The organism is Selenomonas sp. CM52 (genome assembly GCF_000292955.1).
Classification (GTDB): Bacteria; Bacillota; Negativicutes; order Selenomonadales; family Selenomonadaceae; genus Selenomonas.
On the sequence record NZ_ALNM01000013.1, the window covers coordinates 21,806 to 38,580 of the forward strand.

Below are 16,775 nucleotides of genomic sequence, written 5' to 3' on the forward strand. Positions count from 1 at the left end.
AAGAATTCGCTATAATGGAGGAGATGTAAATGAAAAAAATACTGGCATTAGGCCTTTTTCTTGGCGTTATGATATTTGCTGTCCATGCGCTGACGGCAGAGGCGGCAGTGGACGCAACGTCCGGTATTGCTGGAACAGTTACATGGCGGGCTGAGCCGGGAAGTATGCTTGCGGCGGGTGCGGAGATCGTGCGCGTGCGCACATTGACGGGCGAGGTCGCGGCGGCGCGTGCCGAAGAGAATTGCAGCGTGAGTGAGATGCTCGTCTCCGTCGGTGATGACATCGCTGCGGGACAGGTCGTCGCGCGCTTGAAGAAACAAGATGAATGATTGCGAGGGGAGGCTTCCTCTTTTGTGCTGCTCTCCAATCTGTACGAGGTGATATATTTGCGTAATTTCAAAAAGAAGATGCTCGCGCTCGGTCTGTCCCTGTCTCTTTCCATGGGAGTGGCGGCAGCGGCTTCCCTGCCGCCGACGCTGCCGCTTTCGGAGGTATACCCGGGCATGGAGGGGACGGCGTACACCGTGGTCGATGAGTCGGGCGAGATCGTGCCATTCCATGTTGATGTCGTCGGCACGTACGAGGAAGGATCGTCGACGAACCGCATCATGGCGAAGGCATCAGGCCCTGTCGTTGAACGCACAGGCGGCACGCTGCAGGGCATGAGCGGCAGCCCCGTCTATGTGGACGGGGCACTTGTCGGGGCGCTTTCGGCAGGCATCAAGGGCATGAGCCTCTATACGTTTTTCATCACACCGATCGATGAGATGCTGCCCATCTGGGATATGCCCGATTACAAGGCGGTTCATCTAAAGAAGGAAAAGAAGGAAAAGGCAGCGGACGCCGATGAGCCGATGGGCGAAGGCATGGGCGAGGGCATCGGTGAAGGTGCTGGCGAAGGCGGCGAAGGTGGGACGGAGCAGACGGCAGGAAAGCGTGCCAAGCTCGAAAAGGAAGAACTGCCTGAGCTAGCCAAGGAAACGGCGGAAAAGCCCGACAAGAAGCCGGCAGGAAAGCAGGGGAAAGACTCCGAAAAGAGAAAGAAAGCAGAGAAGGAAAAAGCTGCAGCTGCTGAAGAAAAGAAGACAAAGGCAGAGAAGAAATCTGCGGCTGAGAAGGGGGAATCTGCAAAGGCAGAAAAGAAGCCTGCGGGAGAAAAGAAAAAGCCTGCAGAAGCGGAGAAGAGGCCTGCAGCGGAAAGAGAAAGATCCGAAGAAGCGAGGAAGAAGCCTGCCAAGGCGAAGGGAGATCCTGCTGAGACAGAGAAGCAACCCGCCGAGGCGATGAAAGAGCCAGTGAAGGAGACGAAAGAACCGGCAGGAGCATCAAAGAAACCGGCGGAAGAGAAACCTGCGGAGAAGAAGCCCGTCGCTGAAGAAGGCGTGAAGCCCGCAGCAAAAAAGCACGAGACGCAGGCGAAGTCGGCGCTCTATCTCGCAGGCTTCGGCAGAAGCGGTTCCGCCTATATGAAGGAGAAGCTTTCCGCCCTCGGTTTCAAGGCGGGCGAGATGCCGGCTTTCGGCACGCCGACGCCAGGTGCGCATGTCGTCTATGATGCGGCTCTCGCGCCCGGGAGCGCCGTCGGCGTCGCCGTTTCCTACGGCGATTTTTCCGTCGGAGCGACGGGGACGGTGACGGCGGTCGACGGAAAGCGCGTGCTCGCCTTTGGTCATCCGTTCCTGCACAAGGGAAATGTCAACTACTTCATGACGGATGCCAAGGTTGTCGGCACGATCAGCGGCCCGACGGACGGCATGAAGATTGCGAGCATCGGCAACATCATCGGGCGCATCAATCAGGATCGGGAGGCGGGCGTCGCCGGCATCATCGGCGCGTTTCCCGAGAGCGTGCCGATGCGCGTGCGCGTGAAGGACACGTCGCTCGGCTACGACAGGAAGTTTGCGGCGCAGATCGCCTATGACGAGGATTTTCTGCCGGTTCTCGTGCCTGGCATCGCTTACGCGGCGATGGGCAAGACGTCGGATACGCTCGGCGAGGCGACGGCGAACCTCAAGTTCACGATTCGCACGACGGCGGGCGAGGATGGCAAAATCGAGCGCTCGAACATGTACTATACGGCCTCGGATGTTGGACAGGCTTCTGTGGGCGAGTTGGCGCAGGTCATGACGCTCCTCTGTCAGAATGCGGAGGAGGAAGCCGACGTGACTTCGATTGACGTCGACATCGAGATGGAAAGTACGCGCAAGACGGCCTCTTTGATTTCCGCTGTGCCCGAAAAGCCCTCGGCAAAGCCGGGCGAGACGGTGAACTTCCGCACGACGATCAAGCCCTTCCGCAGGGAGAAGGAAGAGCTGCTGATTCCCTACCATGTGCCGGAGAGCCAAGCGCCGGGCATCCTGAGCCTCGATGTGCGCGGCGGCAGTTTCATCCCCGTGACGGCAGCTCTTTTGCAGAACGCACTCGGCATCGATACGAGCGCCGAGGAGGACAAGACGCAGACGACGGCGGACAAGCTCAAGCAGTTCCTGCAGCTCGGCAGGAACAATGAGATCATCGTAGCGCCTGCGATCGCGCCCAAATTGCCCCTTTCAGCGGAGGAGAAGAAGGAAGCGAAGAAGCGCCTGAAGAAGCAGGAGGGCGCACCGCGTAAGAAGCAGGAGAAGCGCATTGACCTCCTCGGGCAGAAGGCGAAGAAGCAGGGCAATCCCTTTGAGGCGAAGTTCGAGACGGGCTATGTCATAGACAATGTGATCCATACTTCATTGCTGATCGAGGAAGAGGACAAGAGATGATGACGCGGCTGTTGGAGAAAATCGGTTCGTTCGTGCTCGAAAGATTCGAGTGGGTCGGCTCCGTCATTTTGCTCCTCGCCGCCGCCGTCAAAGAGATGCGCCGCCCCTTGCGCTTCCGACACATCTTCGCGCAGATGTCGCATCTTGGCGTCGACTCGCTCGCCATCGTCTCTTTGACGATGCTTTTCACGGGCATGGTCATGACGCTGCAGGTCGCGCATGAGTTCATCCGCTTCGGCGCGCAGTCGACGATCGGCGGCGTCATAGCCATCGCCGTCGGGCGCGAACTTGGCCCCGTGCTCGTCGGCGTCGTCTGCGCAGGGCGCGTGGGGTCTGCCATCACGGCGGAGATCAGCACGATGAAGGTCACGGAGCAGATCGACGCCCTGCGCGTCATGGCGACGAGTCCCATCGGCTACCTCGTCGTGCCGCGCATGATCGCGTGCATGTGCATGGTGCCGCTCCTGACGGTCTTCGGCGATGTCATCGGCGTCTTCGGCGGCTGGTTCGTCGCCACGCAGTATGCGGGCATCGCCTCCTATACCTTCACGAACTCCATCCATGTCTTTGCTGTGCCGCACGACGTCACGGGCGGACTCATCAAGGCGGCGGTGTTCGGCGTCGTCATCGCCGTCCTCGGCGCATGGTACGGGCTTCATGCGCCCGAAGGGGCGGAGGGCGTGGGACGCGCCACGACGAAGAGCGTCGTGGCGGCGATCGTCTGCATTTTCTTTTTGAATGTGTTCCTGTCGTTCTTGCTTTATTGACGGGCTGAGGTGGAAGATATGATACGGCTGGAAGGTGTGACGAAGAGCTTCGCTTCCCATGAGGTGCTACACCCTCTCGATCTCTGCGTTGAAGACGGCGAGACGCTCGCCGTCATCGGCGGCTCGGGCTCGGGAAAGAGCACGCTCCTTCGGCTCATCATCGGGCTGATCCGCCCGACCTCGGGCAGGATCTGGATCGATGACGCCGAAATCTCACAGATGACGGAAACCGAGCTTGACCGGGTGCGCCTGAGGATGGGCATGGTCTTCCAGTATTCGGCGCTCTTCGACTCCATGACCGTAGGGGAGAACGTCGCCTTCGGGCTTCGCGAGCACAAGCGCCTCAAGGAGGCGGAGATCATGCGCATCGTGCGCGAGAAGCTGCATCTCGTCGGCCTCGACGGCAGCGAGCGCATGATGCCGGGGGAATTGTCGGGCGGCATGAAGAAGCGCGTGAGCTTGGCGCGCGCCATCGCCATCGACCCGTCCATCATCCTCTATGATGAGCCGAGTTCGGGACTCGATCCCCTGACGTCGGCGAAGATCGACGACCTCATCATCGAGACGCAGAGGAAGCTTGGCGTGACGAGCGTCGTCGTGACGCATGACATGGCGAGCGCCTGCCGCATCGCCGACCGCATCGCCATGCTGCACAAGGGATCGCTCATCGCGCTCGATACGGTCGAAGGGTTCAGAAAGCTCGAGGATCCGCGCGTCCGCGCGTTTTTTCGCGCGGTGGAGACGGAAGAGAAGGAGGCGGGTTTATGACGACGGAAGCGAAGGTGGGAGCGTTCACGCTTCTCGGCATCGCGATTTTGACGGCAGTGCTCCTGCAGCTTCAAGGATTTTCTTTTTCGACGAGCCGCAATTATACGATTTATGTAGGCTTTACGCAGGTCGTGGGGCTTGCTCCAGAAGCGGACGTGCGCTATGCGGGCGTGCCCGCGGGCAAGGTCAAAGCCATTGAGCCGGAGGGAACGGGCGTGCGCGTGACGCTCTCCGTCCATCCCGACATTCAGATCCCGCGTGATGCAAGAATCTCGCTCTCAGCGAACAGCGTCCTCGGCGACAAGTTCGTCCTCATCTCACCGGCGGGATCGAAGAGTACGGATTACTTGAAGGACGGCGACTTCGTCATCGGCACGGATGAGACGAGCGTCGATTCCGTGCTTGAGAACGTGAGCGAGGCGGTGTCCGACGTGCACGATCTTCTCGGTTCGTTGAACGACATCCTCGGCAATCCGCGCATGAAAGAGTCCGTTCTCGGCTCGGCGGAAAATGTGCGCGAGGTCACGGCGCACATCCGCGATCTCACGGCTGTGCTCGGGCGCGTCGCGCTGCAGAACGAGGGCAATATGCACGCGATGATGCAGGAGATGCGCACAATCTTGGCGAATCTTGCCGCGACGACGGAGACGGTGCGCCAGATGGCGGCAGACGTCTCCGATGGCGGCGCGACGGCTGCAAATCTTCGCTTGACGCTGCTGAACGTCGCCAAGGCGAGCGAGAACATTCGGCAAGTGGCGGAGGAACTGCACGACGTCACGGGCGATCCCACGGTGCGCGAAGATCTCAAGGCGACGATCCATCAGGCGCGTGCCGTCACAGAGAAGGCGAACGACACGCTTGATAACTTAAGCAGCATAGAGACGCAGCCTTCGGTTGACATTCTCTACAGCGGCAAGGATCGCGACTGGATCACGAACTTCAATGTTGACGTTTCCAAGGAGGACAGGCCCGACCGCTTCCTGCGCGTCGGCGTCGAGGATATCGGCGAGGGGAACGATTTGAATCTTGAGGTCGGCCGCACGAAGGGCAGGCTCGGCGCACGCGTGGGACTCATCGCTGGCGAGCCGGGCATCGGACTTGATGCGAATGTGGGAAATCGCTGGTGCTTCTCCGCCGACGCCTACGACCCCAACGATTTCCGCCTGCGCCTTTCCGCGCAGTATCGTCTGCGTGAAAGTACGTATCTGATGGGCCAACTCAAAGATCTCAACCGCAGCGAGCGGCGCGCCGCGTACTTCGGTCTGCACCAGTCATTTTAGGAGGAATCATTGTGAAGCAGTCAAAACATTTTTCCAAGAAGCTTGCGGCACTCGTCGCGGGCGGACTCTTCTCCCTGAGCTTCGCATCTGCATCCGCAGCGGAGACGCGCTCTCTCGCGCTCTCCGAGAGCGTGGAACTGGCGCTTGAGAACAATCGCTCGATCAAGTCGTCCGTGACTGATGTGGATGCGGCGGACTGGGCATACCATGAGGCGCGGCGCACGGCAGGCCCGAAGCTCACGCTTTCGACGCAGGGCAACCGCGTCGGCGGCAAGGCGTACAAGATGTACGACCACGACTATGCTTTTCGGAGCAGCGCGGCGCTTTCCTTCCCGCTCTACACGGGGGGCAGCATCGAGCGCGGCATCGAGGCGGCGCGCTACGGCGTGAACAATGCCGATCTCGCGCTCGAAGGCACGAAGCAGGCGGTGCGTTACCAGACGACGGGACAATATTTCAAGGCGCTCGAATATCGCAATCTCATCAAGGTCGGAGAGATGTCCGTCGCCAATTTGAAGAGTCATCTGGCAAATGTCAACGCGCAGTACAAGGTGGGAACGGTCGCGCGTTCCGATGTGCTCGCATCCCAGGTCTCACTCGCGAACGCTGAGCAGAGTCTCGTGAACGTGACGAACAACTACGACGTCGCCATTACCGAACTCAATAAGATCATCGGCTTGCCGACGGGCACGAAGCTCTCGCTGGCGGACGAGCTTGCCTACAGAAAGTATGATCTGAGCCTTGAGGACTGCACGGAGTATGCGCTCGCGCACCGTGCGGATGGCATCGCGGCGGACTATGCCGTGCGTCAGGCGAACGCTGCCATGGAGGCGACGCGCGGCGCTTCGCTGCCGCAGGTCAGCGCAGCGGCATCCCGCACGGTCGGCGGCGACAGCCTCTTTTCCAACAACACGGATTCGGCGGACACTTGGTCGATCGGCATACAGGCGAACTGGGCGGCCTTTGACAACAACGTGACGCAGGCGCAGGTGAACCGGAAGCGTGCGGCGGTGCACAAGCTGCAGCAGGCGGCGGAGGACACGCGCGAGCAGATTGCGCTCGACGTGCAGACGGCGTACCTGAGTCTCCTGGCGGCAGAGAAGAACATCGAGACGACAAGTGTCGCCGTCGAGCATGCCATGGAGGACTTCAAGATCGCGCAGGTGCGCTACACGGCGGGCGTCGGCACGAACCTCGACGTGACGGACGCCGACGAAAAGCTTGTCGCGGCGCAGACGAATTACTACGATGCGCTCTACAACTACAACCTCAGCAAGGCGGCGCTCGATCGGGCCATGGGCCTGCCCGTCGATCTCGACACCGTTTCCTACCGTGAGAAAGTCGACGGCAAGTACTATAAGGCGGCGAAGGAACAGGCCGAGACAGCGCTCTACCATACGGATGAGGCGGCGGAGAAGATGGCCGCTGAGCAGAAGCTGCTCGATGAGAAGAGCAGGAAGAGCCGCACGGCGAAGGACGATGCGATGATTCCCGTGACGCACGGCTCACCCGTCAAGACCGCACCCGTCAAGACCGCAGAGAAGGATGCGGCAGCTGAAGCGGCTGCAGCGGGGGAGATGTAAAGCGCATCGAGCCGCGATGTCCTTTCGTGCCGCAGAACTTGAAAAAGAGACAACGAGGAGGAAGAGCCGATGAAGAAGGGGCACATTGTTTTCGCTGCAGTCGTCATCGCGCTCTTCCTTTTTGCGCTCGTTTGCGGCACGGTGGCTTACATCGCCCGCACGGGCGCTTACGTTGAGGAGGCTGGCAGGACGCTTTCTGCAAAGGCGTCCGATTCGCTCGGCGTTCCCGTCGCCATCGACGCCGTGCGGGTCGAGTCTTGGCATACGCTTGCCCTTGACGGCATCGCGGTGCAGGACAGGGCGGGAGAGGAGATCCTGCGCGCTGCGCACGCCGAGGTGGAAATGAGTCTCTTTGCGGCTCTTTCCGCCTCGCCTGTTGCCGCGATTTCCCATGTGACGGTCATAGAGCCAGAGCTTTCCCTGCAGCAGCGCGCGGACGGAAGCTGGAACGTCGCCGACCTCGTGCAGCAGGAAGCAGGGGGAAATGATTTTTGCGGCAAGGTCAGCGTGAAGGAAGGAAAGGCGAACGTTGCCGTTTCGGGCAAGGAAATCGCCTTGGAAGATATCGGGGCGGAGCTTGACTTCGTGCACAAGTCTTCTGTCTCCGTCGAAGCTGAGGCCAGCTGCAAGGGCGCACCGCTCGCTGTCAAGGGAGAAGTCTCGAAAGAGCGGCAGGAACTGAAGCTCCAGGGGGAAAATATCAATGCGATGGATTATATCGCATTCCTGCCCGAAGGCGTGCTTCCCGACGAGATCGAGCCGCAGGCGCTGCACGTCGACGAGACGGCGCTGAAGCTCGTGCGCGAGGCGGATGACGTTTCGCTTGCGGGCGACGTGCGCCTTTCGGGTGCGAAGGCGCTCGTCCATGGCATGGAGGTTGAGGCGTCGCGTGGACTCGTCGTCTTTTCGGGCAAGGAGGCGCGCATCTTTTTGCGTGCTTCTGCCGAAGAGCAGCAAGCGTCCATTCATGGGAAGGTCGCTTGGCAGGAGGAAGTGCCGAGCTTCAACTTCGTCGTCGAGTCCGCGGCCTTTGATCCGTCGAAAATCTTGGCGCAGAGCCCTTTCCAAGGTTCGGTGCGCGTCCTCGCTTCCGTTTACGGCACGCCGCAGGACTGGAAGGTTGACGGAGAGTGCGAAGCCTCAGCCGCGACGCTCTACGGCACATCGCTTTCAGCGGTGAAGGCAAAGGGGCACTACGAGGACGGCCTTCTGACGGCGAGCGGCGAGGCAGGAGCCTTGGGAGGCACGTTCGAGGGCGGGGGGATGCTCCGCACTGCGGACGGCTCCTACAGCGCACACGTCGAAGCGAAGGGGCTTTCGGGCGAGGAAATCGCCGCCGTACTGCCTGTGGACGGCCTTTCCCTGACAGGGAAAGGCGCTGCGGACGTCGTATTGAGCGGCAAGGGGACGGATTTGGCAGATCTTCTCGCTTACGGCACTTTTTCGGGCGAGGGCGCGTCCTTCGGCGGCGTTGCGGCCGAGAAGGTTTCCGCATCATTCTTCAAGCAAGGGGAGCTTCTTCATTTCGATAACCTCAATACATCGTTCGCGGCGGGCGGCACGCTCGTTGTCGAGGGTGACGTGCGGGGCGGCACGGCGCTCGACCTGCGCTTTTACGGTACGGCATTGCCGCTGGCGCTCGTCGACGCCTTTGTGCCAGAGGCCGAGGGAGCGGGTACGCTCGACATCGCGGGCGCAGTGCGCGGCGACGCGTCGAATCCTGCCATTGAGGCGGATTTCGAGGGAACGGCGGGAAGTCTCTTCCATCAGCCTTTCGACGCATTCCACGGCGCCGTGCACGGCAGCACCGACGGCATCGCCATTGACCGCTTCTCCGTGGAGCGTGCGGGCAAGGAGACGTGGATCGCCGAGGGCAGCGTCGGCCTTACGGGTGAGAGGCGCATCGACCTGCGCGTCGATTCCATTGGTGCGCGCATGGAGGACATCGCGGCTCTCGTCGCTCCCGACCAGCCGATCACGGGCAATGTCGACAATACGATCCGCTTCACGGGCACGCTCGACAATCCGTCGGCAGTCGGCTACATCCATCTCTATCGCGGCAGCTACAATGGCTACATCCTCTCGGGCATGGACGGCGACTATTATCTGGAGAACGGCGTCGTGCGCCTGCAGGACTTCCATATCTTCTCCCCACTCGTCGACGTCGACCTCAACGGCACGGTCACGCGCGACGGTGCGCTTGACCTCTATGCCGATGTGCACGATGTGAGCCTCGACCGCTTCGGCAGCAGACTGCCGTATCCGGTCAGCGGCCACGGCACGTTTGCCGGGCATATCGCGGGTACGCTGCAATCGCCTGAATTCATCGGCGTGCTCGATGCAAAGACGCTTCGACTCAACGGACAGGCGATCGAGTCCGTGCACGGCGAGATCGTCTATGGCGCAGATGTGCTGCGCGCCGAGAATATCCGCTTCCAGCAGAACGGCGGCGCCTACGCGATGAAATGCACGGCGAATCTCGAAACGCAGGCGCTTGACGGCATCTTGAACGTCGAGAACGGTGACGTACGCGCGCTCTTTGCGATTGCGAACCTCAAGAATGACATTCTCGACGGAAGACTGAACGGCACGATCCGCCTTGGGGGCACTTTGGATAATCCCATGGCGGCGCTTGACGCCGTCGTCGTCGAGGGAAAGGCGGCAGGCTACGAGATTCGTGATATGGCTCTGGACATCAAGCTCGCCGACCACGTCGTGACGATCGATGAACTGCACGGCAGGCAGGGCGACGGCGTATTCGCCGCCAAGGGGCGCATTCCATTGGACGGTGCAGTGATGGATGCGCAGTTTGCCGCGAACGGCATCCCTGCCGGTATGGTTGCGAAGGCGGCGGGGGCAGACGCTGACGTGCGCGGTACGATCGATCTCGCCGTGCAGTTCGGCGGCACGCTGGAGAACCCGCAGGCAAACGCTTCCGTCGAAGTGAAGAACGGCGGCGTGGGCGCGTCGACCTTCGACGATATGACAGGCTTGGCGAGTCTCAAGGACAGCGTCATCAACATCGAGCAGCTTCGCGTGAAGAAGAAACTTGGCGAGCGCGAATACAGCGCGAGCGCCAAGGGTAAGATCCCCGTGAGAAGCCTGACGGCGGCCGCCGATGAAACGGTTGCGTCGTCCGAGCAGATCGATCTTTCGCTCGCGCTCGACGATGCCGATCTTTCGCTTCTGCCGATCCTCTCGCCCGCCGTCGAGTGGGCGATCGGTCCGACGAAGGGCAAGGTGCGCGTGACAGGGACGCTCGAAAGGCCGCAGTTCGCCGGTGAGGTCAGTCTCGCGGACGGAGCGCTGAAGTTCAAGGACGTCGCGACGCCCGTCACGGAGATGAAGGCGCGGCTGCGCTTCTTTGGCAGCAGCATCACGCTTGAGGACTGCACGGGCAAGATGGGCACGGGCTCTTACCGCATCGCAGGCAGGACGTCGTTCGGCGGCGGCAGGTGGCGCGATTATGCGCTCGATTTTAAGGCGGATGAGCTTTCTGTCGTCAGCAGTTTCTATGACGGCCCCTTGAGTGCAGACTTTCACATCGAAGAGGGTGAGATGTTCGGACAGAAGATGCCGAAAATCACGGGGGATGTCCGCATCCATCATGCGACGCTTTCCGTTCCCTCCCTTCCCGATGCCGAGAGCGCACTGCCCGAGATGATCTTGGACGTCGGCGTGACACTTGGCGAGCGCGTGCGCTTCTACGATCCCGCACTCTACGACATGCGCCTTTCGGGTGCTTTCCGCTACGGCGGTACGACGCAGCACGTCGAGCCTTCCGGCACGATCCTCGTCGAGCGCGGCACGATCACCTACAACAAGACGCGCTTTACAATCCGCGACGGTGAGGCGTACTTCAACCAGATCGGTTCGTTCTTGCCGAGCCTCACGCTCGAAGCGGAGGCGCACGTCGGCAAAGTGCGCATCTTCCTGCACTCGAAAGGTCCTATCGGGGCGATGGAAACGCACCTCAGTTCGATGCCCGAGATGAGTGAGACGGAGATCGTAAGTCTCCTGACCTTTCAGACGCCCGATTTGAAAAGTTCCCAGGCGCTCACATCGCTTTTGACCTTCGGCCTTTCCATGACGGTTCTCGGCGAATTCGAGACGAACGTGAAGAATGCGCTCGGCCTCGATGAATTCCGCATCGCGGGCGAGGACGTGACGACGACGGATAAGGACGTCATGAAGCCGGGTGAAACGGCGCACGGACTCGAATACATGCTGGAAGTGGGCAAGTACATCAACGACAGGGTCATGCTGCGCTACAAGCAAGGCATCGGCAACAAGGTGCGCGAATTCGGTGTGCGCTACGACTTCAATGACCGCATGAGCATCTATTGGAATCGCGACGAGGACGCGAAATCTGTCGTTGGCATCGAAGCGCGCATCAAATTCTAAGCGCGAGGAGGATTGTCATGAGACTTGAGGAATATTTGCAGGAACTCGAAAAGGTCGAACTCCTTGCGCCCGAGGAAGAAAAGTCCTTGTGGCAGGCCTTCAAGGAGCGCGGCGAGAGGGAGGCGAGGCAGCGCCTGATCGAGTCGTACCAGCCGCTCGTGTTCAAGACGGCGCTGCCGTGGCGCACGAGCGAGAGCATCATGGACATTATACAGGAAGGCACGGTCGGACTCATCGAGGCGGCAGAAAACTTCGACTGGAAGCGCGGCGTTGCCTTCAGTCTCTTCGCCGTCCATCGCATACGCGGCAGGATGCTGAATTTCCTGCAGAAAGAAGGCAGACGCGATGTCACCTGTATGGATGCGCCTCGCGCCGACGGCAAGGTGCCTTGGGAACTTCTGCCCGACACGACGCCTTCCGTCGCTGAGCAAGCGGAACTGGGCTTCATGACGCGGGAGCTTCATCGGGCGCTCGCACGTCTGCCGCAGAAGGAGCGCGTCGTCCTCGAAAGCGTGTACCTGAAGAGCGAAACGATTCCGAAGATCGCCGATGTGCTCGACGTCAGCGCTTCGCACATCTACCGCTTGCAGAAGAATGGCATACGCCGCGTGCGCGGCATGCTCTCGCGCTTCATGCGCTTTTAGGGAAGGAGGGAGAGGAAGATGGCGGAGGAAAGAGAAAGGATCTGTGCGCACGTCAAGGCGGCGAAGGACTGGCTGGGGCGTGCAGAATCCTCGTTGGAGAAGGAAGAGGATGTCCGGGGCGGACTCAATCTCATGCTGGCGGAGGCGGAACTGCAGCGTGTGAGAGAGACGCGCAAAGGGAAGCGCTTCGCACGTTTCTTAGCGCCGGCGCTTGCCGTGCTCCTCGCCTTGGGCGGCGTCGCCCTGCAGAGGAGTGCAGAGCCGACGGCGGCACCTGCCGAGAAAAGTCCTGCACCGATCGTCGGACAGGGGACGATGATTCACGAGGAGAAGGGAAGTGAGACTCTCGCCGAACGAATGGGATCTGCGGCGAATCTTTCGGAATCTCGTGAGATCGAGCTGCCCGTCATGCCTGTTCGGGTGCAGGAAAGCCCGATTGTACAGGCACAAGAACAGGCGCAGTCTACCGAGCCGCAGCCTGCCTTGGAGCAGCAGATGGAGAAGCCGAAGCAGACCTCTGCCGCTTCGCCGCCGACCGAAGACATGCAGGAGCTCATGGTCGCTGCGGGGCGTGTGCTGCGCGAATGATTCTTATGTTTCCTATAATTCGATGAGTCTGTTGTTAAGTCTTTGCGTCCCCCTTGACCTCGTGGGCATTCATGGTACAATAAAGAGGATGTGAAGCATAGGAGGTTGAAAACTTGGATATGAAAAGAACGCGAATCCTCGCCGGAGCCGTCGCACTGGCTGCGAGCTTTGCCGGCTTTTCCGCAGATGCCTCTGCGGCCGTCGCCGTCGTGGGTACGATGCAAGGCGATCAGGAGATGAAGAACGCCGCTGCAGACGCCGAAGAAATCCGGCGCGTGGATGCGCAGACTGCTGCTGAAAGCGCTGCTGCTAAGACGCAGCTGAAGGATGCGCGTGTCGAGGCGTGGGAGGCTAAGCGCCCCGAGGAGCGCAAGATTGACGAGGAGGCGAAGATCGCTGATGGTAAAACCATCGTCGACATCGTTATCGACGGCGCGGGCAAGGATACGATGGCGACGGCGCGCGCTGCCCTCGTGCAGCGCGTAGGTGATGTGTATGATGCGAAGAAGGCGCAGGGCGATCGCTCCGCCATCTTCGATACGGGCTATTTTTACGACCTCTACCCGTCGTGGGAATATGTGCCTGAGGGCGTCGTTCTTACGTATCATGTCCTGGAAAACCCCGTGCTTCATTCCGTGAAGATCGAGGGAAATACGGTTGAGACGACGGCAGATCTCGAAAAGCTCGTCACGCTTGAGCCGGGCAAGGTGCTGAACCGCCGCGAACTGCAAAAGAACGTCTCTGCCGTGCAGGAAAAGTACAGGGCAGACGGCTTCATCCTCGCCAAGATCGAAGACATGAATATTGATGCTGCGGGAGACCTCACGCTCAAGATCAATGAGGGAAAGCTCGAAGGATTCGCTGTCAAGGGCAATACGAAGACGAAGGATCGCGTCATCCTGCGCGAGATGCGCCTGAAGATCGGTGAGCCGTTCGACGTGAAGAAGGCTCGCCGCAGCATGCAGCGCATCTACAACCTCGGCTTCTTCGAGGACGTGAACATGAAGCTCAATCCCGGGAAGGAGTCGGGATCCGTCGTCCTTGAAGCGGACGTCGTCGAAAAGCGCACGGGTAACTTTGGCATTGGTGCCGGCTACAGTTCATCGGACGGCCTCGTCGGCATGATCAATGTTGGCGATACGAATTTCCGCGGCACGGGCGATGCCGTGAGTCTTCTCTACGAGATGAGCGGCGATGATACGGACGCGCACGGCTTCGTCTTCTCCTATCGCCGTCCTTGGCTTGACAGCAAGGAGACAGCGGCTTCTCTGCGTATCTACAACCGCACCTACGAGTATGACGATTATGATACGGACGGTAACTTGGAGGAAGAGTACATGCGCAGGTACGCGGGCGGCGAGATCACCTTGAGCCGTCCCGTCAACGAATATGCGACGAACTTCATCACGCTGCGCAATCGCAAGGACAGCTATGAAAATCATAAGAGCAGCGGAAATCAGGGCGATCGCAGCACGCCGGCATGGAAGGCGTGGCGCGATGCGAACTTCGGCACGACGCGCAGCGTCACGTTGTCGCGCGTGAACGATACGCGCGACAACATCTACAATCCGACATCTGGCGGACGTATGAGCCTTGAAGCAGAGTTTGCGGGCTTCGGCGGCGATTTCAACTACCAGAAGTTCACGGCAGAGGACAAGCGCTTCTTCAAGGTCGGTCGAGCGCAGACCGTTGCTGTACGCGGACAGATCGGCTACGCGCACGGCTCGATTTCCGAATCGAACCTCTACAAAATCGGCGGACAGGACTCCCTGCGCGGTTACCGTGACGACCAGTTCCGCGGCACGCATCTACTGCTCGCGACGGTCGAATACCGCTTCCCCATCGTGAAGAAGGTGCAGGGCGCCGTCTTCACCGACTGGGGAAATGCTTGGAGCAACGACCGCTGGCCGAATAGGATCAAGGGCAGCATCGGCATGGGGCTGCAGCTTGAGACGCCGATCGGCCCGATTCGCCTCGACTACGGACGTGGCTCGGACGGCGGGCGCGTGCACTTCAGCGTCGGCGGTTCCTTCTGATGCTTGGGCGAAGGGCAAGGGCGCAGATGCTCCTCGCGCTCTTCGCCTTCGTGTTCCTTTGGATGGGTGGTGGACACGCCTTTGCTTCGGGCACGGTCACGGCGGTTCATGCCGAAGTTGTAGCGGACGGCGAAGCCTTGCCACCCACGGTCAAGGTGCGCATGGAAAAGAGCGTCGCCGCCATTTCCTCACAAATCATCGAGGGAAAACCGCTTTCTTCGTATGAAGGGCGCAGGGCGGCGGACGAGGCGACAATCCGTGAGGTATTCGACAAGGTACTCGTCGGCTATTCTGTAACGGACGTCGCTATTGAGCCTGGCGAGGAGACGTACGTCCGTGTGACTCTTGCTTCTTGGGCGAATCGCGTTGAGGCGGTCGAGGTCGAAGTTGTGGTCGATGGTGTCTCGCCTGTCATAGGGAAGATGGCGAAAGAAGATCTCGCAGGTGTCGAGACGGTGTTTCGACAAAGCCTCGAAGGGCTTCCAGTGGCCGCTGTCGACTGGACGAACGGCGTCCTGAAGGAGAGTCTGAACGCCTATATGGCGGAGCATCTGCCCGAGTTTCGCGCTGACTTCGATGTCGAGACGGCAGGGCACACGCACGTCACGCTGACGGTTTATCCGAAGATGCCTGTCGTGCGTACGATTGATCTCGCCATGCGTTCGGATACGATCGCGAACTTCGCTCTGCTGGAAAAGCGCAGCGTTCTGCAGGCGAAGGCGAACGAGATGCTCGGTGTTCCCGTTGCATTCGTGGCTCGTCACGAGAAGGAATTTGCGCGGGGCATGGAAGAAGTTCTCGACACATCAGGCGAGTTCCGCACGCTCGGTTTAAAGACACATGCGACGATTGCAGCAGGTGAGCAGACCTCGGTTATGAGTCGCAGCGATACTTCGCGATACCGCCTGCGCCTCGAAGGATGGAGCGATATTGGCAGACGTTCTGCCGACGGCAATGACATAACGTTTCGCGCCCATGCCGGAGCGATGTTGTCGGCAGCGGATGAAATCTTCGTGCAGGCCGATGTATTGCCGCAGAATTTTGACTGGGGCTGGGAAGCGGCCTACGAGAGACGCGTCTTTCCTGGAATCTTCGCAAGCCTTCGCTACGATATGCGCGAACATGCGTGGACGACGGGGGTGCGCACAGACCCCCTGCCGCGCGTTGAAGTGCGCTGGGAGTACCGCCGCGCCGATCATACGGGTGAGGCTGGAATCAGCTATCGTCTGCACGATTTTCTGCGTGTCGAGCTCGTGTGGGACTCTTCAGGTAACTGGCTGCGCCTGATTGGCGATTTTTAAGGGCGTCCGCGCCCTCTTGGGCTTGAATCCCCCAAAAGAGTTTGCTATAATGTTTATCGTTGGGTATTTGAGGAAGGATCGCGATGCAGCGTTCTTCAAAAGGGAAAAGGAGACAAAGAAATGGTAAAACTTCAAAAGACGCAGGTCAAGATCTTTTGCGTGGCGCTTGCGCTCGTATTCATTGGCTCAGTCGTGGCTCTCGGCCTTTCGCAGCTCGGCACGAGCACAGCGTCTGCAGCATCTTCGTCCGTCGGCGTCGTCGATTATCGCAAGGTGATGATGAGCCATCCGGATTACGCTTCGGCTTCAAACGAGATGCAGAAGGCGATGCAGGAAGCGCAGATGCGCTTCGAGGCGGATAATGCAAATAAGAGCGATGAGGAGAAGGCAAAGGCGATGCAGCAGGCGCAGATGGAGCTGCAGCAGAAGGAACAGGATCTTATCTCCGGCATCCAGAAGAAGATCGACGATGCCGTCAAGCAGGTCGCTGAAGCCAAGGGACTTTCCGTCGTCATCGACAAGAGCGCTGTCGTCTATGGCGGTCAGGACATCACGGACGATGTCATGAAGAAGTTCAAATAAGAAAATACGGATATGCGCGCGCGAGCGCATGATGTACCGGGCGGGCTTCCTGCCCGGTACTTTTAAATG

Annotated in this window: 12 protein-coding genes; all 12 read left to right on the top strand. The window is 60.0% G+C overall.

Going from position 1 to position 16,775, the window contains the following annotated elements; all coding sequences use genetic code 11:
* The first annotated feature begins 29 nt into the window (after nucleotides 1-29).
* The gene (locus HMPREF1153_RS02925) at nucleotides 30-329 is read left to right on the top strand and encodes a hypothetical protein (protein WP_009645435.1); all 300 of its coding nucleotides are present in this window, start codon (nucleotides 30-32) and stop codon (nucleotides 327-329) included.
* A gap of 78 nt (nucleotides 330-407) precedes the next feature.
* Complete coding sequence (locus HMPREF1153_RS02930) at nucleotides 408-2,753, top strand: SpoIVB peptidase S55 domain-containing protein (RefSeq protein ID WP_369791795.1); 2,346 nt, start codon at nucleotides 408-410, stop codon at nucleotides 2,751-2,753.
* Complete coding sequence (locus HMPREF1153_RS02935) at nucleotides 2,753-3,520, top strand: MlaE family ABC transporter permease (protein WP_037369670.1); 768 nt, start codon at nucleotides 2,753-2,755, stop codon at nucleotides 3,518-3,520. Before HMPREF1153_RS02930 ends, HMPREF1153_RS02935 begins: the two co-directional genes overlap by 1 nt.
* 18 nt (nucleotides 3,521-3,538) lie before the next feature.
* Nucleotides 3,539-4,288: an ABC transporter ATP-binding protein gene (locus HMPREF1153_RS02940; protein WP_037369624.1), complete on the top strand. Its 750-nt coding sequence runs from the start codon at nucleotides 3,539-3,541 to the stop codon at nucleotides 4,286-4,288.
* Nucleotides 4,285-5,568: an MlaD family protein gene (locus HMPREF1153_RS02945; RefSeq protein ID WP_009645450.1), complete on the top strand. Its 1,284-nt coding sequence runs from the start codon at nucleotides 4,285-4,287 to the stop codon at nucleotides 5,566-5,568. Before HMPREF1153_RS02940 ends, HMPREF1153_RS02945 begins: the two co-directional genes overlap by 4 nt.
* 11 nt (nucleotides 5,569-5,579) lie before the next feature.
* On the top strand, nucleotides 5,580-7,151 hold the full coding sequence (locus HMPREF1153_RS02950; RefSeq protein WP_009645425.1) for a TolC family protein: 1,572 nt from the start codon (nucleotides 5,580-5,582) through the stop codon (nucleotides 7,149-7,151).
* Nucleotides 7,152-7,220: 69 nt separating this feature from the next.
* Complete coding sequence (locus HMPREF1153_RS02955) at nucleotides 7,221-11,555, top strand: translocation/assembly module TamB domain-containing protein (RefSeq protein WP_009645456.1); 4,335 nt, start codon at nucleotides 7,221-7,223, stop codon at nucleotides 11,553-11,555.
* A gap of 17 nt (nucleotides 11,556-11,572) precedes the next feature.
* Nucleotides 11,573-12,199 carry a sigma-70 family RNA polymerase sigma factor gene (locus tag HMPREF1153_RS02960; RefSeq protein ID WP_009645444.1) on the top strand — a complete coding sequence of 209 codons (627 nt, stop codon included), beginning with the start codon at nucleotides 11,573-11,575 and terminating at the stop codon, nucleotides 12,197-12,199.
* Between the two features lie 18 nt (nucleotides 12,200-12,217).
* Nucleotides 12,218-12,787 (top strand): hypothetical protein, encoded by a 570-nt coding sequence (locus HMPREF1153_RS02965; protein ID WP_009645467.1) that lies wholly within the window; start codon nucleotides 12,218-12,220, stop codon nucleotides 12,785-12,787.
* A gap of 113 nt (nucleotides 12,788-12,900) precedes the next feature.
* Nucleotides 12,901-14,823 carry a BamA/OMP85 family outer membrane protein gene (locus HMPREF1153_RS02970; protein WP_009645459.1) on the top strand — a complete coding sequence of 641 codons (1,923 nt, stop codon included), beginning with the start codon at nucleotides 12,901-12,903 and terminating at the stop codon, nucleotides 14,821-14,823.
* Nucleotides 14,823-16,124, top strand: a complete 1,302-nt coding sequence (locus tag HMPREF1153_RS02975) for a hypothetical protein (RefSeq protein WP_009645476.1) — start codon at nucleotides 14,823-14,825, stop codon at nucleotides 16,122-16,124. Before HMPREF1153_RS02970 ends, HMPREF1153_RS02975 begins: the two co-directional genes overlap by 1 nt.
* Nucleotides 16,125-16,244: 120 nt before the next feature.
* A complete protein-coding gene (locus tag HMPREF1153_RS02980; RefSeq protein ID WP_006191103.1) occupies nucleotides 16,245-16,706 on the top strand; it encodes an OmpH family outer membrane protein in 462 nt (153 codons plus the stop codon).
* The last annotated feature ends 69 nt before the right edge of the window (nucleotides 16,707-16,775 follow it).